This is a genomic window from Candidatus Dechloromonas phosphoritropha, assembly GCA_016722705.1.
GTDB lineage: Bacteria > Pseudomonadota > Gammaproteobacteria > Burkholderiales > Rhodocyclaceae > Azonexus > Azonexus phosphoritrophus.
The window spans coordinates 334,149-354,727 of sequence record JADKGN010000005.1; the positions used below are offsets into that span (position 1 = coordinate 334,149).

General features: G+C 62.6%; 15 protein-coding genes and 1 pseudogene. 8 read left to right on the forward strand and 8 right to left on the reverse strand.

Annotated elements, in window-relative coordinates; translation table 11 throughout:
• Positions 1–209: 209 nt before the first annotated feature.
• On the forward strand, positions 210–644 hold the full coding sequence (locus IPP03_21210) for an Rrf2 family transcriptional regulator (GenBank protein ID MBL0355027.1): 435 nt from the start codon (positions 210–212) through the stop codon (positions 642–644).
• A gap of 148 nt (positions 645–792) precedes the next feature.
• The gene (locus IPP03_21215) at positions 793–1,029 is read left to right on the forward strand and encodes a DUF3079 domain-containing protein (GenBank protein ID MBL0355028.1); all 237 of its coding nucleotides are present in this window, start codon (positions 793–795) and stop codon (positions 1,027–1,029) included.
• A gap of 506 nt (positions 1,030–1,535) precedes the next feature.
• Here IPP03_21215 and IPP03_21220 read toward each other — a convergent pair.
• Positions 1,536–1,738: pseudogene (locus tag IPP03_21220) on the reverse strand (addiction module antidote protein, HigA family).
• A gap of 453 nt (positions 1,739–2,191) precedes the next feature.
• Positions 2,192–3,784, reverse strand: a complete 1,593-nt coding sequence (locus tag IPP03_21225) for an alpha/beta hydrolase (protein MBL0355029.1) — start codon at positions 3,782–3,784, stop codon at positions 2,192–2,194.
• Positions 3,785–4,134: 350 nt separating this feature from the next.
• Here IPP03_21225 and IPP03_21230 point away from each other — a divergent pair, with 350 nt between their 5' ends.
• Complete coding sequence (locus IPP03_21230) at positions 4,135–5,760, forward strand: hypothetical protein (GenBank protein MBL0355030.1); 1,626 nt, start codon at positions 4,135–4,137, stop codon at positions 5,758–5,760.
• Positions 5,761–5,847: 87 nt separating this feature from the next.
• Here the strand turns inward: IPP03_21230 and IPP03_21235 are convergent, their stop codons facing one another.
• Genes IPP03_21235 through IPP03_21250 form a run of 4 tightly spaced genes read right to left on the reverse strand, consistent with a single transcriptional unit; the run spans position 5,848 to position 10,785 of the window.
• Positions 5,848–7,119 carry an aminotransferase class I/II-fold pyridoxal phosphate-dependent enzyme gene (locus IPP03_21235; GenBank protein MBL0355031.1) on the reverse strand — a complete coding sequence of 424 codons (1,272 nt, stop codon included), beginning with the start codon at positions 7,117–7,119 and terminating at the stop codon, positions 5,848–5,850.
• A gap of 45 nt (positions 7,120–7,164) precedes the next feature.
• Entirely contained in the window at positions 7,165–7,539 is a 375-nt protein-coding gene (locus tag IPP03_21240) for a putative toxin-antitoxin system toxin component, PIN family (protein ID MBL0355032.1), read from the reverse strand.
• A 34-nt stretch (positions 7,540–7,573) separates the two neighbouring features.
• On the reverse strand, positions 7,574–7,873 hold the full coding sequence (locus IPP03_21245) for a type II toxin-antitoxin system Phd/YefM family antitoxin (protein ID MBL0355033.1): 300 nt from the start codon (positions 7,871–7,873) through the stop codon (positions 7,574–7,576).
• 47 nt (positions 7,874–7,920) lie between these two features.
• Positions 7,921–10,785, reverse strand: a complete 2,865-nt coding sequence (locus IPP03_21250; protein ID MBL0355034.1) for a class I SAM-dependent DNA methyltransferase — start codon at positions 10,783–10,785, stop codon at positions 7,921–7,923.
• 519 nt (positions 10,786–11,304) lie between these two features.
• On the opposite strand from IPP03_21250, the gene IPP03_21255 reads away from it, so the two are divergent.
• The 4 genes from IPP03_21255 to IPP03_21270 are packed head-to-tail and all read left to right on the forward strand — an operon-like array spanning position 11,305 to position 16,021.
• Positions 11,305–11,826 carry a hypothetical protein gene (locus tag IPP03_21255; GenBank protein ID MBL0355035.1) on the forward strand — a complete coding sequence of 174 codons (522 nt, stop codon included), beginning with the start codon at positions 11,305–11,307 and terminating at the stop codon, positions 11,824–11,826.
• Positions 11,823–13,235, forward strand: coding sequence for a DASS family sodium-coupled anion symporter (locus tag IPP03_21260; protein MBL0355036.1), 1,413 nt, complete (start codon positions 11,823–11,825; stop codon positions 13,233–13,235). Before IPP03_21255 ends, IPP03_21260 begins: the two co-directional genes overlap by 4 nt.
• Before the next feature lie 39 nt (positions 13,236–13,274).
• Complete coding sequence (locus IPP03_21265) at positions 13,275–14,672, forward strand: aspartate ammonia-lyase (protein MBL0355037.1); 1,398 nt, start codon at positions 13,275–13,277, stop codon at positions 14,670–14,672.
• Between the two features lie 23 nt (positions 14,673–14,695).
• Complete coding sequence (locus IPP03_21270) at positions 14,696–16,021, forward strand: anaerobic C4-dicarboxylate transporter (GenBank protein ID MBL0355038.1); 1,326 nt, start codon at positions 14,696–14,698, stop codon at positions 16,019–16,021.
• Position 16,022: 1 nt separating this feature from the next.
• Here IPP03_21270 and mnmC read toward each other — a convergent pair whose 3' ends face one another.
• Complete coding sequence (mnmC, locus tag IPP03_21275) at positions 16,023–17,906, reverse strand: bifunctional tRNA (5-methylaminomethyl-2-thiouridine)(34)-methyltransferase MnmD/FAD-dependent 5-carboxymethylaminomethyl-2-thiouridine(34) oxidoreductase MnmC (protein MBL0355039.1); 1,884 nt, start codon at positions 17,904–17,906, stop codon at positions 16,023–16,025.
• Between the two features lie 118 nt (positions 17,907–18,024).
• Between mnmC and IPP03_21280 the strand changes: the two genes are divergently transcribed.
• Positions 18,025–19,686: a GGDEF domain-containing protein gene (locus IPP03_21280; GenBank protein ID MBL0355040.1), complete on the forward strand. Its 1,662-nt coding sequence runs from the start codon at positions 18,025–18,027 to the stop codon at positions 19,684–19,686.
• Positions 19,687–19,772: 86 nt separating this feature from the next.
• Here the strand turns inward: IPP03_21280 and IPP03_21285 are convergent, their stop codons facing one another.
• Positions 19,773–20,573, reverse strand: a complete 801-nt coding sequence (locus IPP03_21285) for a hypothetical protein (GenBank protein ID MBL0355041.1) — start codon at positions 20,571–20,573, stop codon at positions 19,773–19,775.
• Positions 20,574–20,579 lie beyond the last annotated feature (6 nt).

Below are 20,579 nucleotides of genomic sequence, written 5' to 3' on the forward strand. Positions count from 1 at the left end.
CTTAAGTCTGCCTTAACGCGAGAGCAACCTCTGCTTTCGGTTGGCGCGGCGAATGGACTGATGTATTTGAAAGCTCGCCGCAATTCATCCGCTACTGAAGTTAGGTCATGACGTATTAGAAGCTGTATAATTTATACATCTTCATCGTAGCATCGTCTTTTTCGTAAAGCTATATATTAAGCATACCTTTTACTTATGGGCCTGTTGCCATGAGACTTACCACTTTCTCCGACTACACTCTGCGCGTGTTGATGTTCCTCGCTCTCAACCGTGACCGGCTTGCGACCATTCCAGAGATTGCGGCCGCCTACGACATCTCGGGGAATCACCTGATGAAGGTGGTACATCAACTGGCGCGCGCCGGAGTCATCGAATCAATACGCGGCAAGGGCGGCGGCATCCGCCTGGCGCACGAGCCCGAGGACATCCGGCTGGGGCAGATTATTCGCGCCAGCGAAGGTGGCGCGCCGATTGTCGAATGCCTGGCGGATGATGCCGGGGCCTGCCGCATTGCGCCGGCCTGCCGGCTTGCTGCGATATTGGTAAGCGTCTTCGATGCCCTGTTCGCCACACTGGACGAATACACACTAGCCGATCTGGTGTGTGCACCGCGCAAACTGGAGGAACTGCTGGTGCGCAGCTAGCATCCAAGCTTTTGATCTTTCATTAACGGTGTCGACACTCTCGGCCCAGTCAGCATCATGCGGTACTCTCCAGTGAGCAGCGAGTGCAGTGATAAATTGGAGGCCACAGAATATGAGCACCAAACCCGTATCCTTCAAGTCGCCCGAAATGGCGAAGAAGTTTCCGTTGCACCCTAAGCATCCCGAGCGAACCTGTTGGGGATGCGACAAATATTGCTCGGTGGATTCACTACAGTGCGGAAACGGTTCCGGTCGCACCCAGCACCCAGCCGAGATGCTGGGAGACGATTGGTATAGCTGGGGCGACTGGGGCATTGATGTCAGCGAGAACTCGGAAATCTCCACGGAAAAGAGTGCGGGAGGTTCTGCCGAAGGAGAGCGCTAATGGATCATCCAGTATTTTTTTCCGAGACCCCGAGCATCCGCATTGATGATCCACAGGCGAGGGTTTCGGCAAACGAAGGCAGGAAAGAGTCCGCTGCCTGCTCTTGGACCATGGCGACGATCCGCCCGGGTGGTTTGGCCTAATTAAGATTCTCAGGAGGAAACATGGCAGGATCATGGGGTTGCCCGCACGAAATCGACGGCTTATGTCACAAGGTCAATCAGCTAACTTGCGACCCCGGTATGAAAGGCTGCGTTTTGTCCGGTCGCTATGTTTTCGCCAGTGCGGAGAAAAACCAGCGCCTTCTGCACAAGCAGGCACGACAGGACGATGCCGTTGTATCGCCGGCCACGGGAGGCACGCATAACGTCGAAGAACGATGAAAGGCCAAGGCGGGGCCGGGACCTAAAGGCACCTGTACCGATTGCACCTTCATTGCATCAGAGATTTGGGCATTTTGCGTAGTTGAGTTGTACGGTGCTGACCGTCAGGTTGTGGTGGCCTTCTGCCAGCCACAAATCCGGTGCAGCCTGCATGTCAAGCCAGGCTTCCGGTGCAAGGGCCATCGCCGCCGAGAAGCCAGACTTGCCGTTTAGAATCGTCAACAGCATGACGCGCAACACGCCAAGTTATTCGGCGGCCCGCGTGACGGTCATCTTTCCGGGATCCATTCCCGGAGAACTTCGTCCGGTTGGGCGGGGTTATGCATACGACTTATCGCGCACTTCTGGCGGCAATCCTGATAATTGATGAGAACGGCAGCGTTGTCCTCGGAGCAAGAAATCATGCGCCAGTTGCCGTTGACGCAGGTTGACCATGGGTCGTTGGTCAACCGGTGTAATCGCCAGCCGCGCGCCGCGACATCGGTAGGTTGTCCGGCCTTGTCCAGATAGGGTGGCTGACACCGGGATGCGTCTGGTTACCCACAAAGGGGTTGATTGTTGCGGTCGACCTTGGAAAACAGGCAGAAAGCGAAGAAGGCCGGTATCGACACATTGGTATCTGCCGGCTCCCACCGCCGCGATGAAGCCGACGGCCACTGGCAGCGACGGGTTGTCGCCGAGCAAGCAAATCAGACTGACCACACCGTTGCTGAGAACGAGCGAGGCATCGCCGCTGGCTTCGCCACCACCTTGCCAACCCCGCGCACTGTCAGCCCCGGTCAGGGGCCGGCAAACGGCTGCAACCCTTCGTCGCCCGGAAGGAGCGTCGACAGCACGGCTTCGATGCGCACCGGCAGGCCCGGCGCAACGGTTGTCGCGATATTGCGCCCCGACGGGCTCGACGGCCGGCTTATCTCACCGTCGATTCGTTCGAGCAGGTACGGAAAAAACGGATTGGATGACAGCCGCGTCAGAAAATCCTGGTCGACGATCAGCGCGCCGCGCTCGCCACGGGCATCCATCGCGCCCAGGTTGTAGCCGTAGTCATCCTTCGTCTTCGGGTCGGGATCCATGCCGTATAGCGGATCGTCCATCGGAATCGGGATCGCGAGGTGCGACAGCGAGAAGATTCCCACCGGATAGGGCAGGTTCAGTGGGCGAACCGCGGCCTGCAACTGGCCGGGCGCGATGCTGCGCTCGACCGTGGCCTCGCTATTGTCGTTGGCATTGGAATTGGCATTGGCGATAGCGGTGAAACGGTAGGTCACGGGTTCGGTGGGTGCGAGGCGGTCGATCGCGACGAAGGAGGCCGGACGCAGCAGCGGAGTGAACTTGAGCGTCCGATTGACGTCGAAAAGTACGATTTCGCTGCCGTTGTCGGGCAGGTTCGCGTAGAGCGCCGTCAGGATCGCCGGCGTGCTGACGGTGAAATCGATCACCGACTGGAAGGTCAGCACCGGCGGCAGGGCGCCCAGGCTGCCCGCGCGCGCCATGCGCTGGATCTGCGCCTGCAGCGCGTCGGTCAGGCGGAAGGACTGGCGTGCGCCGTTGACCGGAAACGAGTTGTACTTGAACGGGTTGAACTCCGGAATGACGCTGAGCCAGGCGGCATTCGCGAATGGCGGCAGCAGCGCCGGCAGGCTGGCCAGACCGGCAAAGCGCGCAAATCGTGTGATGCCGATCATCGGCGTGAACAGCACCACGCGGTCGGCTCTGGGAAGTTGCGGGCTTTCCAGCGCGTCGAGCGAGTACTTCATCGCCAGCGCTCCGCCGTTCGAGAACCCGGCCAGATGCAGCGGTGCCGGAGCCGGGACGCGCCGACGCGCTTCGCGCACGGCCAGTCGCGTCGCTGCCATCCAGTCTTCCCAGCGAACGTCGGTCAGGCCGGCAGGCACTGTGCCGTGGGCCGGCAAGCGGATTCCGATCGCGAGGTAACCCTGATCGCGATAGTGTCTCGCGATATGGCGCAGGCTGTAAGGCGAATCAGTCAGTCCGTGTAGCAGAACGACCACGCCGACCGGTTTTCCATCCGGTTCCATGACGTAGGAGCGATTCCAGTCATGCGCGAAGCGCGCGGGGTAGACTGGGCTCGCCTCGAAGTAGCGATTGATCGGCACGCGCTGGTCGGGTGCCAGTTTCTGGCTGACCTCGGCGCGCACGCTGGCCATAATCTCGTCCTCCCGGGCAAGGTAATGGCTCCAGTCCGCCGCGTCGAGCTGATCGGCTCTAAGTTCCTGGGGAACAAAGGTATGCCACGGCTGCAAGGGGGGGCCGCCGAGTACCCGAAACGACCGCAAGACGAGCAGAGCGACGCCGATTACAAGGAGCGCTACCAGCACCCACTTGAGGATTCTTCCGATGGTTCTTGGCATGGTCTCGTTCCGGATTGGCTTGTTGCATCAGCGCTTGGGCGCCGCTATTCATGTGTGAGGTGGAGATGGATGGGAGCTTCAACCCAACTTGCTTGAGTATCCTAGGGCTGTCAGTCGGAGTCAATGGGTTGTGTCGTCCCGAAGTATCCTGAAAATCCAGGCTGGGTCTTCAGGACTTGCGTTGGCGGCTGCGGGTCGGCACCCCGTGAAGTCCTGGTGCACAATAGCGCGATAGCGCGGTTTCCATGCTTGCGCATGTGCCACCACGGCCACCGGCATGGTCCGGTCAACGTTGCTGGCCTTGCCTTGCCGGAACCGTCCCCCAATTACAGATTTGCCGGAGTCCTGCCGTGCTCGCTGCCACCCGTCGCTGGTTTGACGACAATATCCTCGAACTCGGCCGCGAGATGCGGCTTTCTTACCTGCCACCGCTGATGGTCTATGTCGCGGCGGGGGTGTCCGGACTGACCGGGATCGTCGGAACCTTCTTCGTCAAGGAGTACCTCGGTCTTTCCGCGGCCTTCCTTGCGGCACTGGGTTTCTGGGCTGGAATTCCGTGGGCGCTGAAGATGCCGCTCGGCCACCTGGTCGACCTGGCATGGCGTCACAAGGCCGGTCTGGTGTGGCTGGGCGCCGCGCTGATCGCGGCCAGCCTGTTGATCATGCTTGGCCTGGTGGCCGAACCGCAGCGCATGGGCGAAATAATGTCGCTGGAGGCCTGGTTCGTTCTCTCCGCCATACTTTCTCCGGTGGGCTACGTCCTGCAGGACGTGGTCGCGGACGCCATGACGGTGGAAGCGGTACCGCGGGTAAACGACCGGGGCGAGACGCTGCCGCCGGAAGCGCGACGGCTGATGAACACCACGCTGCAGACCCTGGGTCGCGTCGCCATCATCGGCGGTGGCGTGCTCGTGTCGCTGGTGAACGTGCTAATGTTCCGGGGTGTCGAAAGCTTGCCGAATGCGGCACGGATAGCGATCTACGCCCAAGTCTACGGCATGGCGCTGGTCGTCCCGGCAATCTCGGTTGCCGGCGTGCTGCTGGCGAGTCTGATCGAGCGGCGCGACGCAGCGCGGCTGCGCGCCCGGGGCTTTGACGAGACCAGCCTGCGCGCGATGCTGGAGTCGCCAGCGGATACGGTCCAGCCCGATTGGTGGATCCTTGGCGGCAGTCTGGTGTTCGTCGCCATAAGCGTTTCCGTGGGCGTCTCGCAGCTCGAGTTCGGTCAGGAAATCATCTTTCTCGGTTCCCTTTCCGTCATCACCTTCCTGATGGCCAGGCTGCTGCGCGAGCTGGATGAGAATTCCAGGCGGACCCTGCTCGGCACGGCAATCGTCATCTTCGTCTTCCGCGCCATGCCCGGTCCCGGTGCCGGCTCCACCTGGTGGATGATCGATGTGCTGGGCTTCGACCAGTCCTTTCTCGCCAGGCTGTCGCTGATCGCCAGCGTGCTGACCCTGTTCGGCCTGTTCGGCTTCCGTCGCTTCATGGGCGAGCGTTCGATAGCTTACATCGTTGGCTTCCTGACCCTCACCGGCACGCTGTTGAGTCTGCCGACGCTCGGCATGTACCACGGCCTGCATGAATGGAGCGCGGCACACACCGGCGGGATCGTCGATGCCCGCTTCATTGCCTTGATCGACACCGCGCTGGAGTCGCCACTCGGGCAGATCGCCATGGTGCCGATGCTGGCCTGGATCGCCAACTCCGCGCCGGCGAATCTCAAGGCGACCTACTTCGCGGTGATGGCCTCCTTCACCAACCTCGCGTTGTCAGCGTCGCAGCTCGGCACAAAGTATCTGAACCAGATCTTCGAAGTCACCCGCGAAATCCGTGACCCGGTCACCCAGGCCATCAAGGAGACGGCCGATTACAGCCAGTTGGGGGCGTTGTTCATGGTTTCGATCGCGCTCGGTTTGATTGTTCCCTTCGCGGCAATCTGGGTCACGCGGATGCTCAAATTGCGTAGCGCTTGAGGGCGCCGGGGAGCGGGTCCCGGCAGCGCGGTGCCGCCATGAAAAACCCGGCACGCGGCCGGGTTCGTTGGTCGGCGGATGCCGCGATCAGGCGGCGTTGAGCGCCTGGTCGAGATCGGCGATCAGGTCGTCGACGTGCTCGATGCCAATGGAGAGGCGGATCATGTCTTCGGAAACGCCGGCCTTGGCCATCTCCTCCGGCCCAAGTTGGCGGTGCGTGGTCGACGCCGGATGGCAGGCCAATGTCTTGCAGTCGCCGATATTGACCAGGCGGGTGACCAGTTGCAGCGCATCCTGGAACTTGCCGCCGCCTACGCTACCGCCCTTGACCCCGAAATTGAGAATGCCGGAAGCGCGACCACCCATGTATTTCTGGACCAGCGCGTGGTCCTTGTGGTCGGGCAGGCCGGCGTAATTGACCCAGCTTACCTTGGCGTGACCCTTCAGGAATTTGGCGATCTGCAATGAGTTTTCGCAGATGCGGTCCATGCGCAGAGCCAGCGTTTCGACGCCCTGCAGAATCAGGAAGGCGTTGAACGGGCTGATCGCGGCGCCCATGTTGCGTAGCGGCACGACGCGGGCGCGGCCGATGTAGGCAGCAGGGCCGAGGGCTTCGGTGTAGACGACGCCGTGATAGGAAACGTCCGGCTCGTTGAGGCGCTTGAACTTGGCCTTGTGCTCGGCCCACGGGAACTTGCCGCTATCGACGATGATGCCGCCGATGGAATTGCCGTGGCCGCCTAGGTACTTGGTCAGCGCATGGACGACGATGTCGGCACCGTGTTCGAACGGGCGGCACAGGTAGGGCGAGGGGACGGTGTTGTCGACGATGACCGGCACGCCATGCTTGTGGGCGATTTCGGCGAGTTCTTCGAAGTCTGTGATGTTGCCGAGGGGATTGCCGACCGATTCGCAGAAGACCGCCTTGGTCTTGCCGTCAATCAGCTTCTCGAAGGCAGCCGGGTCGCGGTAGTCGGCGAAGCGCACCTCGATGCCGTACTGTGGCAGCGTGTGGGCGAACAGGTTGTAGGTGCCGCCGTAGAGCGTCGACGAAGTGACGATGTTGTCGCCGGCCTCGGTAATCGTCTGGATCGCCGCGGTGATCGCCGCCATGCCGGAAGCCATGGCCAGGCCGGCAATGCCGCCTTCCATCTCGGCGACGCGCTTTTCCAGCACGTCCTGCGTCGGGTTCATGATCCGGGTGTAGATGTTGCCGGCGACCTTGAGGTCAAACAGGTCGGCGCCATGCTGGGTGCTGTCGAAAGCGTAGGAAGTGGTCTGGTAAATGGGGACGGCGACCGCCTTGGTAGTCGGGTCCGGGCTGTAGCCGCCGTGGACGGCGATGGTTTCGATTTTCATGTGCGTGTCTCTCTTGGTGTTGTGGTGGGTGGAAACTAAAGTTTATCAGGCGTAACGCTGAAGAAATTCACTGGGCGAAGCGATCGCGATGCCTCGCCACGGATTCATCGAGCGCAAATGATCGTCACCGCTGATGATGATTTCGGATTCGGCACAGAGTGCAAGCTCCAGGAATCGGTTGTCCGAAGGATCAATGCAATCGGTAATCGATACCGAAGGCTCGATGAACTGGCTGATGCGCGCCAGGACGAGAAGGAAATCAATACGGCTTTCCCCAGGAAAATAGCGGTCAAATTTTTCCCGGGCAATGACTTCACTCAGTTCGAACCATGTTGCGGAGGAGTGGGCGATCCGGAAGTTTTCAGCGGCAAACAACAAAGCGCGACGGCTGAGTGAGCTTGGCAGAATCGCTGCGCTCACCAGCGCGTTGGTATCGAAAACGATACCAGGCAGATCAGTTGTGCTCATCAATCATGCGGGTAACTGCTTCCTCGGTCAGGCCTTCAGCCACGGCGGCTTGGCCCACGCCAGCAAGAACCGTATCAAGCGCCTTGGCAGCTTCCTTGCCGCTGAGTGGTGAAAGTTCGCTGATAGTTTTCATAAATTGCAACAGGGCGAGTTTCGCATCACCGCGCGGGGAAATAACGACAGATACGGGGCGCCCACGGCGGGTGATCAGGACTGGCTCGCGCTGCGAGGTGTCGATCAGTTCGCCAAAACGGTTCTGTGCTTCGAGAGAGGTCATCGTCAGCATGGGAGGTCTCCTGAATGAAACATCTGTTACGTACATTATAGCTGTTATCAGTGTTGCTTTCCAAAGCAATCGCCGGAAAGCAGGGTTTCCGGCTGGCGGTGGGTGGCGGGGATGCCGGGGGCGGTGACGGGTTGTTGCTGGCTCAGGCGTTCGGCGACGGTCGCGTTGAGGGCGAGCAGTTGTTCGAGCAGGGCTTTTTTGGCGCTGAAACCGTAGGCGGCGAGAACGGCTTTGTCGAGCGTGGCGTGGGCGCCGCGCAATGGGTTCTTGCCGGGCAGGTCGAGGGTACGGTAGAGGGCGCGCAGGCCGCCATCGAGCGTGGCCAATGCCTCGTCGCGGATACGGCGGATTTCGCGGCCGGCGGCGGCGATGGCGTCGATCTGTTTTTCGCTGGGGGCTTGCGGCCAGGGGAAGGTGTCGAAGACGGATTCGGCGCTGTAGCGGTAGCGCTCGGCCAGCTTGCCGCACTTGGCGACGAACCATTGCCAATGGGCGTTGGATTGCAGGATGCCGAAGCTGTAGTCGTCGGCAAAACCGAAAACCTGAATGAGATTGCTCGGCCGGATGGCGGACGAGGCAAAGATGAAGATCGGGCGCTTGGTAACGTAGGCGCAGCAGAGGTAACGCGGCAGCGGCTTGATGACCGATAGCATTTCCGGTCGGCCAAACGACAGTTGCCACCAGCGGGCCAGAAAGGCTTTGTGGTGGGAGCGCATTTTTCCGTCGTTGTCCTTGCCTTCTTCCGCTTTGCGCTCACGGTCGGGCAGCACATGGGTCTTTACCCATTCGTAGGCGGCGGGATAGGTTGCAGCCTGCAGGATGTCGCGCTGCTCGAAATCAAGGACGTAGCGATCAAGCGCCATGCCGGTCAGGGCGTCGACACCGTTCAGGTAAGGGTGAATGATTTCTGAGGAACGAGCGCCCCGGGCAACGATTGCCACGCGCTGTTCTTGCGTCAGGAGAAAGCCCTGATGGCCGAGCATTTGTCCGTTGAAGCAGCGCTGCGGCTTGGTGTTGCATTCCAAAATTGCCGCTTTTCCGAGGTCGACCGTATCGGACAGCGCCGAATTGATATGTTCCACCTCCCGGCAATCCAGATCGTATTCCTTGGCCCCGCGCTGCGCGGTCTTGAACCACAGCCGCCGGGTCTTCGGCAGCAGGGCGGATTCCTGTGTCCTGATCCAGTTGGCGATGGAAACGTGCACGTTGGCTTCGCCGCTCCACGGCTGGTTGTCGACGGCGTCGATTACCGTGCCGTCGGCGCAGATGACGTCGAGGCCGCCGATGCGCGAGGCGTTGTTGCGGATGTTCTGGGTGCCGACCAAACCCGCGCGGCCGGCGACCGGGTCTTGCGCGGAGCAAGGCGGCAGGTGGTCGTGGGCGCGGCGGAACCAGTGCACGCAGTAGTCGGCCATGCCCGGCACTTCCGGGTAGGCGCGGCGCACGGCATTGACGTAATCGGCGCCGAGCAGCGGTTTCAATAATTTGGCGCCGATGAAGGGCGGGTTGCCGATGATGACGTCGACCTTGGGCCACGTCGTGCACGTGCCGTCGGGCTGAATCAGCGCGTCGCCGACGCTGAAATTGGCGTCGAGGTTGTCGAGCGGCAGCGGGTTTTCGTTGACGTGCAGTTCGTCGATGGCGAGTTTGTGGGCAAGCATCATTGTCACTTTGGCGAGTTCGACGGCGAAGGGCTGGATGTCCATGCCGTGGAAGTTCTTGCTGGTGACGAAGCCGAACGGGCGCTGGGCGGCGTTGCGGCTGGCGAATTCGCCCATGCGTTCGTAGATGCGGGCTTCGAGCCGCTTGAGTTCGCGGTAGGCGATGTAGAGAAAGTTGCCGGAGCCGCAGGCGGGGTCGAGGACGCGGAAGTTCTCCAGGCGGGCGAGCAGTTCTTCGAGGCGCTTCAGGGTTTTGGCGCTTTCGATCTGTTCGCGCCAGGGAGCGACGATGGTCGGGCCGACGATCTTCATGATGTCGACCGGGCTGGTGAAATGGGCACCAAAGGCGTGGCGTTGGGTGCTGCCGAGTGAGTGCTCGAAGATGGTGCCGAAGATTTCCGGGCGGACGTAGCGCCAGTCGAAGGCGGCGGCGTTCCTGAGCAGGTCGAGTTCGTCGGCGTCGAGTTCGATGCGCGCAGGTTCGCGGAAGAGGCCCCCGTTGAAGTAGTCGACGCCCTTGTAGCGGCCGCCGGCGGTCTTGCCCGGCGTGTTCATTTCGACGAAAAGGGCGCCGATCAGGTCGTAACTCTTCTCCGGCGTGGTGCACTCGTCGAGCAGACGGGCGAAGAAATATCTGTCGAGCAGGCCAATGTCTTCGGCGAACAGACACATCAGGCTTTGCAGCACGAAGCGCTGGGCGAGGGTGGCGTCGATGCCGCGCCCGGCGAGGTGGTTGTAAAGCGTGGCGAGCAGGTCGGCGGCGGCGCGCGTGACTTGTTCGTGGTCGAACTGGAAGACCGGGGTTTCCGGCTTGGCGAAGAGGAAGGCGAGCGGCCCCCAGCGCTGCGGCAATTCGGCCAGTTTTAACTGGTCGACCGGGGCATCCATCTGGGTTTCGAAATCGAAGACCCAGAATTCGTCGAAATTGCAGAGGACGACGTAGCGCGGCCGGTTGGGGACGAGGCGCGTCCAGTAGTCGAAGGCCTGGCGATAGTGTTTTGCAAGGTCGGTGCCGCGCTTTTTCATTTCGACGAGGACGACCGGTTTCCAGACGAGATCGGCGAAGGCGGTGCCGCCGCCGTCCTTCTTGACGCGCTCCTCGCAGTTGGCGCCGGCTTCCTTGAGCCCGCCGTGGCCGAGGGCGCGGAACAGGTGATCGAGGAAGATGGCGGCTTCGCCCTCTTCGTCGCCCTTGATATGGGCGGCACACCAGTCAACGAAGTTTTGCAGTCGGGTTTCGCGGTCGGTCATCTCGGGCGCCGTAGTGGCTCATGCGGAGTGCATGGCCGACGTTTATAGCGCCCACTTTGGCGAAGCCGCTTGCGTTCGGTTCGGGAGCACGGCTCAGTCGTTCCGGCGAACTTCGTCTGCCGGCCTGCCAATGACTGCCGCCTTGCTGATCGATGGAGCGCGTGCCGTTAGCTTCGCTCAATGCGGATGGGCGCGGGCGAGCCTGTCGCGGTCAACGTCGAATTCAGGTGGATTTTCAGGGCTGTTGTCAGCGTCGGGCGGATGAACGGCAAATCGGTTCGCCTGCTGTCGCGCGCAGGCAAGACATCGCGTCATGGTTTGCCGCCCATTGCCGCTTGCCGGCGGGAAGCGTCGGGCACTTTTCCAGCGGCCGAGAAAGCGCTATTGTTGGCGCTCATCGGCGCGCCGCCAGTTCCGGTTTCAGTCGGCGGGGGGGTGCCGGCTTGCAGGTCTTCTTGAGGGGGAGATTCGAGGATGCATTGTCCAGTTAGTCCATCTATTGGCCAGAGCTGGCGCGTTTTGACGCTAGTCACGGTGCTGCTGGCCGGAGCTTGCGGCCAGCCGCCGACCCCGCCAGCGGTGCCCGCCACACCCGGGGATATCCGCACTTTCACCGGTACCTGGTCATTCACCGGCAACCGCCAGATCATGCAACTGGCCCCCGGCGATCAGGCGGGCATCTTCTGGGTCAGTGGTTCACTGCTGCTCGCCGGGCAGGAGCGGCCGGCGCTCGGCTTCCGGGCCGAGATCATCGGCTTCTCGGACAGCCAAACGGGCATGGTGGGACGCGGCGTGTGGATCGACCAGCGCGGTGACAAGGCATTCAGCGAACTGAGCGGCGAATCGGCGCTTCCCGGACATTCGCTCAAGGGCCGCTTCACCGGGGGAACCGGCCGTTACGCCGGGGCCACCGGCGAATATACCTTTACCTGGCAGCGGCTGTCGGAAAGTGAGGATGGCGTCAGCGGACGGGTCAGCGACCTTGCTGGATGGGCGCGTCTGGCGTCGCCGGTTTCACCTGCCCAAGGAGGCAAGCAATGACTGCTCCCGATTCACGTATCCGCGAGATCTTGAAGGCACTGGCGCCATTCGCACTGGCCTTCGGCATCTGGTTCGCGCCGATTCCCGAGGGGTTGACGCGCGAGTCCTGGCACCTCTTCGCCATTTTCGCCGCGGCAATCTTTGCCGTCATCATCAATGCCTTTCCTCTGTTGACTGCGGCGCTGCTCGCCGGCGCTGCTGCAGTGCTCAGTGATACGCTCGACCCAGTCAAGGTCTTCGGCGGTTTCGCCAACCAGAGCGTGCTGCTCGTCGTCGTCGCCTTCCTCGTTGCGCAGTCGGTCGTCAAGTGCGGACTGGGCCGCAGGCTCAGTCTGCGCGTCGTAAGCATTTTCGGCAAATCGACACTTGGGCTCGCTTACAGCATTTTCATCACCGACGCCCTGATCGCTCCCGGCTTTCCGAGCAATACCGCGCGTGGCGGCGTGCTTTACCCGATCGTTCTGGCGCTCGCCCAGAGCAGCGGGTCGGTTCCCGGGGACGAGACCAAGCGCCGTCTCGGCGGGTACCTGATGTTCTGCGGCATGGCCAGCCTCAGCGTGTCGTCGGCGCTGTGGCTGACCGCCACCTCGGCGAATCCGATCGGCGTTTCGCTGGCGGCGGAACACGGCCTGAAAGTCAGTTTCGGCTCCTGGCTGCTGGTTGCCTCGGTGCCGGCGCTGGTGGCGATCGGCTTGCTGCCAGTCCTGCTTTACCGGCTATTCCCGCCAGGGGTGACCGACACGCCCGGTGCGCCGCAAGCCGCGCGCGAGGCGCTGCGCGAAATGGGGCCGCTGTCACGCGACGAATGGATCACGGCGGTCGTTTTTGCCACCATGGTCTGCGCCTGGATCCTTGGCGGAACACTGCACCTGAACCTCACGGCGGTGGCCATCGCCGGTCTCGGCACACTGTTGGCGACCCGGGTGCTGACCCTCGACGACATTTACCTGCAGGGCGGCACGCTGGCGACCTTCCTCTGGCTGGCGGTGCTTTTCTCCCTGAGCGGGCAACTCAACGAGATGGGTTTCATGGGCTATGTCGGGGAGCGGCTGGCCTCGATGCTTGGCGATGTCTCGTGGCCGGTTGCCTATGTCGTGCTGCTGTTGCTCTACGTCGTGATGCACTACATGTTCGTCAGCCAGTCGGCGCAGGTGTTGGCGCTGCTCGGCGTCTTTCTCGACGTTGGCGTCAAGGCCGGTGTCCCGGTCAGCCTGATGGGCTTTGCGCTGCTCTTTGCCAGCAGCTATTTTTCGACACTGACGCCACAGGGTGGCAGTCAGAATGTCATCTTCGTCGCCAGCGACTACCTGACGCAGGGCGAGTTGTACCGTCTCGGGCTGCTGACGACAGCCTTCTGCACGCTGGTGTTCCTGCTGATCGGGACGCCCTGGGTGCTTTGGGTCGGCTGAGGGACCGCGGCGGTACCCAATCTTTCGAAAGGAATGGACATGGCGCGAATCGAAAAGGATTTCCTCGGCGAGAAGGAGCTGCCGGATACGGCGTATTACGGCGTACAGACGCTGCGCGGCAAGGAGAATTTCCACATCACCGGCATCCCGATGGCAGCCGAGCCGTATTTCGTCAAGGCCTTCGGCTATGTCAAGAAGGCCGCGGCGCTGGCCAACCGCGATCTCGGCGTGCTCGATGCACGGGTTGCCGATGCCATCGTCGGCGCCTGTGACCGGCTGATCGCCGGCGATATGGCCGACCAGTTCGTCACCGATTTCATCCAGGGCGGCGCCGGCACCTCGACCAACATGAACGCCAACGAGGTCATCGCCAACCTGGCGCTGGAGAGCCTCGGCCACCGGAAGGGCGAATACCAGTTCGTCAACCCCAACGATCATGTCAATTACGGGCAATCGACAAACGACATCTATCCGACCGCCTTCCGCCTGACGCTGATCCTGCGTCTGGCCAGCTACATGGAGGCGCTGCGCTGGCTGCAGGACGCTTTCTCCGCCAAGGCCAAGGAGTTCGAGCGGGTACTGAAGATGGGCCGCACGCACCTGCAGGATGCCGTGCCGATGTCGCTCGGGCAGGAGTTCCACGGCTGGGCGACAACAATCGGCGAGGAGGTTCAGCGCATCGCCGAGGTGCGCCAGCTCCTGCACGAGATCAATCTCGGCGCCACCGCGATAGGCACCATGGTGACGGCCGCGCCGGGTTACCCGGAACTCGCGACCAGATATTTGTCCGAACTGACCGACACCCGCTTCATCCTGGCCGGCGACCTGATCGAGGCGACCTCGGACACCGGTGCTTACGTGTTGCTTTCCGGTGTACTCAAGCGCACCTCGGTCAAGCTGACCAAGATCTGCAATGATATCCGGCTGCTTGCCTCGGGCCCGCGCTGTGGCCTCAACGAGATCAACCTGCCGCAGATGCAGCCCGGCTCGTCGATCATGCCGGGCAAGGTCAATCCGGTCATTCCCGAGGTGGTCAATCAGACCAGCTTCCTGGTGATCGGCCTCGACCTGACCGTGACCTTGGCCGCTTCGGCCGGACAGTTGCAGCTCAACGTGATGGAGCCGGTGATCACCTTCGCGCTGTTTACCTCCATTTTCACGATGGAAAATGCAGTCAACAGCCTGCGCGTGAACTGCGTCCAGGGCATCACCGCCAATGCCGAACACTCGCGTGACATGGTGCTCAACTCGCTCGGCATCATCACCGTGCTCAAGCCGACCCTGGGTTACAAGCAGTGCGCCGAGCTCGCGCGCGAGGGCTACGAGACAGGTAAGTCGCTGCACGACATCGTAGTCAAGGAACGCCAGTTGATGACGCAGCAGAAATGGGACGAGGTGTTTTCTTTCGAGAACCTGATCAGCCCGAAGCACGAGTAGTAATCGCCTGGAGATTGAAACTCATGAACATGGTCATCTTCCTGCAGTTCGCTGTAGTCCTCGCGGCGATCTGGATGGGTGCGCGCTACAGCGGCGTCGGGCTCGGCCTCTGGGGGGCAGTCGGCCTGCTGGTGCTGGTCGTTGGCTTTGGGGTCACGCCGACCTCGCCGCCGATCGACGTCATGCTGATCATCCTGGCAGTAATCATGGCTGCCTCGGTGATGGACGCCGCAGGTGGCATCGACTTCCTGGTGCGGGTGGCCGAACGCATCATTCGCGCCAACCCGAAGTACGTCACCATCGTCGCGCCGCTGACGACGTGGAGTTTCACCTTCGTCGCCGGTACCGGGCACATCGTCTATCCGCTGCTGCCGGTGATCTACGAGACCGCGCACCAGAGCGGCATCCGCCCCGAGCGGCCGATGGCGATCGCGACCATCGCCTCGCAGCAGGCGATCACCGCGAGTCCTGTTGCCGCGGCCACGGCGGCGATGATTGGCCTCTTTGCCGAGAAGGGACTGACCCAGTGGGGACTGCCCGAGATCCTGATGGTTTGCGTACCGGCGACGCTGACCGGCGTCGTTGCCGGCGCCATCGTTTCCATGTTTCTCGGCAAGGATCTGAAGGACGATCCGGAATATCAGGCGCGCCTGGCGGCCGGCCAGATACCGGCGCCGAAGGCGGCGGGTGAGCGCCCGCCGCTGAAGCCGGCGGCCAGAATTTCCGCCTACCTCTTTCTGACTGGCGTCGCGCTGGTCGTACTGCTTGGCTTCTTCCCCGAGTTGCGCAAGCTGCCCGGGGCCAAGAGCCCGCTCGGGATGCCAACCGTCATCGAGATCGTCATGATGGCGGTCGCCGCGATCATGCTCATGGCAACCAGGGTGAATGTCGATGAGGTGCCGAAGACAGCAACGCTACGCGCTGGCGTCGTCGCGGTGATTGGCATTTTCGGGCTGGCCTGGCTCGGCGACAGCTTCATTGCCGCGCACAAGGACGTCATCGTTCCGGCCATCGGTCACTGGGCCGAAGCGGCGCCGTGGACCTTCGCCTTAGGCCTGTTCTTCGCGTCGGTGCTGCTCTACAGCCAGGCGGCGACGACGCGGGCGCTGATGCCGCTCGGCATCGCGCTGGGCATTCCGCCGCAATTCCTGATCGCGATGTTCCCGGCAGTCAATGGCTACTTCTTCATCCCGACCTATGGCTCGCTGATCGCCGCGATCAACTTCGATCTGTCGAAGACGACGACGATTGGCAAGTACGTGCTGAACCATTCGTTCATGATTCCTGGCCTCGTCGCGACCTCGGTGGCCGTGGCCACCGGCCTGCTGCTGGCGCGGGTAATTTTCTGACCTAACGGCGGGCGCCGCGGATCAGGAAGCGGCCGGGGTCGAGAGCGTCAACCAGATCGCGCTCCAGCGGCAGAGGTTCGCCCTCAATACGGCTGACCAGCAGGTCGGCCATCAGCGCCGACCACGTGATGCCGCGCGCGCCTAAGCCCTGCACGCACCACAGGCCGGGCAAGCGTGGCAGGTTATACAGGCGGCTGTTGGCGCCGGCGGCGACCGTAGCCGGAACCGGTCCGACGATCGGCAGGCGGTCGGGCGACAGTGGACGGAAGCCGACGCGCCCGTGGAGTTGCGCGGGGTCGATGCTGGCGGCGAAGCCAGGCAGGGTCAGGTCGAGTTGGGCGAGGTTTTCGCGGTGATCGGCGTGGCGTTCGCCGGCTTCGTCGTCGTCATAGGTCAGCGTGGCGCCGGTCAGGCAATAGCCGTCGATTGCCGGTATTGCGTAGGCGCGCTGGCTGACGACGATATCGAGCGCCGGCAGGTCGGTAGCCGGCAGGTGACTGACCTGGCCGCGTGCGGCAATCTGCGGCAGCCACGCGAACTGGCTGAAACGCGGCGCGGCAACGCCGCTGGCCATGACAACGAGTGGTGCTGTAGCCAGCACGCGGCCATCGGCGGCGAGCGCCTGCCATTCATTTTTTGCCCAATTCAGGCGGTCGACCGCAACAGCGTAATGCGCGCTGATGCGTTCCGGAAAAGTGGCCAGTGCCGTGCTGCACAGTGATGCCGGCTGTACCCAGCCGGCCTCGGGAAACCACCAGCCACCGCCGCTCACCAACCTGCCGAGCAGTTTGCCAGCACTGTTGGCGTCGACAAATTGCACGATTTCGGGTGGCAGGCCGAGCGCGGCGACGGTGCGCTGCTGTTGCGCTTCGTGTTCGGCGTCGCGTGCCAGATGCAGCACGCCGCAGGGCGACCAGCGGGCAGCGGGCAGCGTTTGCAGCAGGGTGCGGGTGGCGAGGAAGCCGGCGCGCGTCAGGCGCGAAATGCGATTGTCGTCGGCGCTGGGCAATGGCCGCAACATCCCGGCAAGGTTGCCGGAAGCGCCCTGGCCCGGGCCGGCGGCCTGTTCGAGTACGGTCACTTGCCAGCCGGCGGCTGCCAGGCGATGGGCAGTCAGGCTGCCGGCGATACCGGCGCCGATGACGATGGCGTGCCGTTTGGAGGGCAGCGGACGGCGATCCGGGCGCTGCGAGCGGAAGCGGCCGACCAGCATCTCGCGCCGGGGGGGAAGGCCGGGCCGCCGCTCGAGATCGAACTCGACGGCGGCCAGCGCATCACGCGCCGGCCTTGCCAGGCACCAGGTCGCCAATGTCGCACGGGGCGCGGCGAGCCGGGCAAGCGCCTTGCACAGCGCCAGCGACCACAATTCCGGGTTGGTGGCAGGTGCGAAACCGTCGAGATAAAAGGCGTCGACCGATGCATCGACCTCGCGTAGTTGGGTCGCCGCATCGCCGAAAATCAGAGTCAGGATGACGCGCTCACCATCGAGATGCAGACGGTGGGTGCCGGGCACCAACGGTGGCCAGAGCCGGCGCAGGGTGTTGGCGAGGTCGGCGAATTCCGGCCAGGCCTGATGCACGGTGGCAAGATCAGCGGTCGTAAATGGGTGTTTTTCGAGCGAGACGAAGTGCAGCCGGCGGCAGCGTTGCGGGTCGTCGCGCCAGGCCTGCCAGGTGGCGAGAAAATTCAGACCGAGGCCGAAGCCGGTTTCGAGAATGGTGAAGCGATCCCGGTCCTGCCAGCGCGCCGGCAGATCGTTGCCACCGACAAAGACGTGGCGCGCTTGCGCCGGACCACCGCAGGTGGTGTGGTAGATGTCGCCGTAGGCGGCGGAATACGGTGTGCCATCCGGTTTGAAGTTAAGACGGGCAGGCTGCATGGGCATGGCTACAATTCTAACCCTGCCGGATGCACGGACACGGCGCCGCGCCGGGCGGGAAGGATGATCCTGGTTTGCAACTCGCAACGACAAGTCCATAATCACATTAACTTGGTGAAACAACATGCGTTCGAGACTGGCTCGCTACCTGCTGACACTGATTCTTCCTTCTGGACTGCTTTGTGTGATCTTTGTCTCCTCGCTGCACCACGAGGACCAGGTCAGGGTCAGGGAGAGTCTGGAAGTGGCCGAGGCTCTGCGCCTGACCGCGGGGGCGCGCTCACTGACCGGCGACATCGGGATGATTGCCGGCGATATCCGGCTGATTGCCAGCCTGCCGAGCCTTGCCAGGGCGCTCGACAAGAACGATCCGCCGTCGCTTGCCGACTTCACGGCCGATCTGGTGGCGCTTTCCGCGAGTCTCCGGGTCTATGACCAGTTGCGCTGGATCGACGAGAGCGGAATGGAGCGTGTCCGCGTCGACTACGTCCAGAACCAGCCGTTCGTCGTTCCCTTGGAGCGGCTGCAGAACAAGGCGCAACGCTACTTCTTCATCGACACGATGAAACTGGCGCCGGGCGAGATCTATGTTTCGCCGCTCGATCTCAACATCGAACAGGACCGTGTCGGAACACCGATTAAGCCGACGCTCCGGCTCGGCATGGCGGTTGTCGATCAGGCGGGGCGTCGGCGCGGGATCGTGATGGTGAACTATTTCGGGAGCCATCTGCTCGACAAGTTTTCCGACCTCACCGAAGCCAGGGAGGGTGGGACTCGGGTGAATCTGCTCAACCGCGACGGCTACTGGCTGATCGCGCCGCAGGCAGCAGATGAGTGGGGCTTCATGTTCGGGCGCAAGGACAACTTCGGGACGCGTTTCCCCAATGCCTGGAAGCGGATATCAGCAGGCGAGCGCGGGCAGTTTGAGGATGGCGACGGATTGTGGTCATTCATCACCGTGCATCCGCTGACTACGGGAATGGCCTCGGCAGTCGATTCGCAGCTGGTCGATTCCGCTGGGTCAGCGGCGATCGCGGCCGACCAGTATGTCTGGAAGGTGGTGTCGCGGATTCCTCCGGACATGTTGATGCGGATAGGAAATCGCAACCTCGGTGGCTGGATACTGATCACGCTTCTCTTCATGGGGACGCTTCTCGCCGGAGCCTTCGTCCTGGCGCGAGCGAATCAGCGGCGCGATACCATGGCCGAGAGTCTGCGTGCGCTGAACCGCCGGCTCGAGGAGAAAGTGCGCCAGCGTACCGATGAATTGCTCCAGCAGGCGATTCGTGATCCGCTGACCAGCCTGTTCAATCGGCGCTACCTCGACGAGACGTTGCCGCGGGAAATCAGTCGCTCCTTGCGCGAGGAGCACCCGCTGGCCGTGGTGATGATAGACCTCGATCACTTCAAGCGCTTCAATGACCAGTGGGGACACGAGGCCGGCGACATCGTGCTGCTCGGGGTCGCGGAGGCGCTGCTTGATGGATTGCGGGCTTCGGACATCGCCTGCCGCTACGGTGGCGAGGAACTGCTTGTCGTCATGCCAGGTGCCGACGCCGACGAGGCAGTCAGGCGCATCAGCGCAATTGCCGTACAGGCGCGTACGGTGGGTGCCCGCGCGATGGGGCGCGAAATCGATGCCATCACCTTCTCGGCGGGGGTCGCCACCGTTCCCGAACACGGCGACAGCGCGGATCTCCTGATACGCGCCGCCGACCGCGCGCTCTACATGGCCAAGGCGACAGGGCGCGACCGCATCGTCGTTGCCCATCCCTCCGGCTCCTGAAAACCGCTTCCCCGGCTGGATGCCGCCGGCAGGGGCCGCCCGTAATGAAGCGCCAGATTCCACGCTGCCTGCTGGCTGATCGGCAGCTATTTCCCCGCCGAAATGATGTCGACCATGAGCAGCACGCGCGGTATCCCTTTCTTCGACCAGCGCCTGAAAGGGCGGGCCAGCGCCGCGAGCCGTTTCAGCAGCGGCAGTCCGCGGTGGATGATATCCATGATTTCCGGATTGGGGTTCGCGGCTCGATAGCTCTCGATCAGTTGCGGCAGTAACTGTCGTGCCTCACACTCGCCAATCGGGCCGCTCAGTGGAATCGAGTTGAGGAATAGGACGAGATCGGCCGCCTGGGTCATCTCCAGCGGCATAATCTTGCCGAAGTCCTCCTCGAAGTCGATGCGGTAGCTGATGTCGTCGTGCATTGTGACGTTCTTGATCTGCGCGCCGCCGTGCCAGTGGCCGGCCCGGTGGAACTCGCCGAGTTCCGTGGCCAGTCGCGGCAGCACCCTGCGCCATGTTTCTGGCGGCCAGGTCTTCAGTTGCGTCTGTACGACGACGCCGCAGTATTCAAGGACGAAGAACTCCGTGCTTACCAGGGCGACCCGCGGCACCCTAATGCCGGCAGTGGCCAGATCCTTAAGCCGGGTTGCCTCGAAGTCCATGCTGCTGGTTGCCTCGGAGAGTGCTAGCGTCTCCAGCGGGAGGCGCCGCCCGGTGAGGCGCTTGACCAGCCAGCGCATGAATACCGTCTGGATCAACTTGCGCGGTTTTGCGGCTAGGCGCTTGACGACATAATGCTGGCCTTCGTGTTCGAAGATGTGGGTGCGGCTCGAATCCGTCGCGAGGACCGCGCGCGTCGCGGCTTCCAGAGAGGCCGTATTTTCGTTCACGCGCGC

Coding starts and splice junctions, on each gene's coding strand:
- IPP03_21210 (MBL0355027.1), top strand. CDS start 210: ATGAGACTTACCACTTTCTCCGACTACACTCTGCGCGTGTTGATGTTC.
- IPP03_21215 (MBL0355028.1), top strand. CDS start 793: ATGGCGAAGAAGTTTCCGTTGCACCCTAAGCATCCCGAGCGAACCTGT.
- IPP03_21225 (MBL0355029.1), bottom strand. CDS start 3,784: ATGCCAAGAACCATCGGAAGAATCCTCAAGTGGGTGCTGGTAGCGCTC.
- IPP03_21235 (MBL0355031.1), bottom strand. CDS start 7,119: ATGAAAATCGAAACCATCGCCGTCCACGGCGGCTACAGCCCGGACCCG.
- IPP03_21245 (MBL0355033.1), bottom strand. CDS start 7,873: ATGCTGACGATGACCTCTCTCGAAGCACAGAACCGTTTTGGCGAACTG.
- IPP03_21250 (MBL0355034.1), bottom strand. CDS start 10,785: ATGACCGACCGCGAAACCCGACTGCAAAACTTCGTTGACTGGTGTGCC.
- IPP03_21260 (MBL0355036.1), top strand. CDS start 11,823: ATGACTGCTCCCGATTCACGTATCCGCGAGATCTTGAAGGCACTGGCG.
- IPP03_21265 (MBL0355037.1), top strand. CDS start 13,275: ATGGCGCGAATCGAAAAGGATTTCCTCGGCGAGAAGGAGCTGCCGGAT.
- IPP03_21270 (MBL0355038.1), top strand. CDS start 14,696: ATGAACATGGTCATCTTCCTGCAGTTCGCTGTAGTCCTCGCGGCGATC.
- mnmC (MBL0355039.1), bottom strand. CDS start 17,906: ATGCCCATGCAGCCTGCCCGTCTTAACTTCAAACCGGATGGCACACCG.
- IPP03_21280 (MBL0355040.1), top strand. CDS start 18,025: ATGCGTTCGAGACTGGCTCGCTACCTGCTGACACTGATTCTTCCTTCT.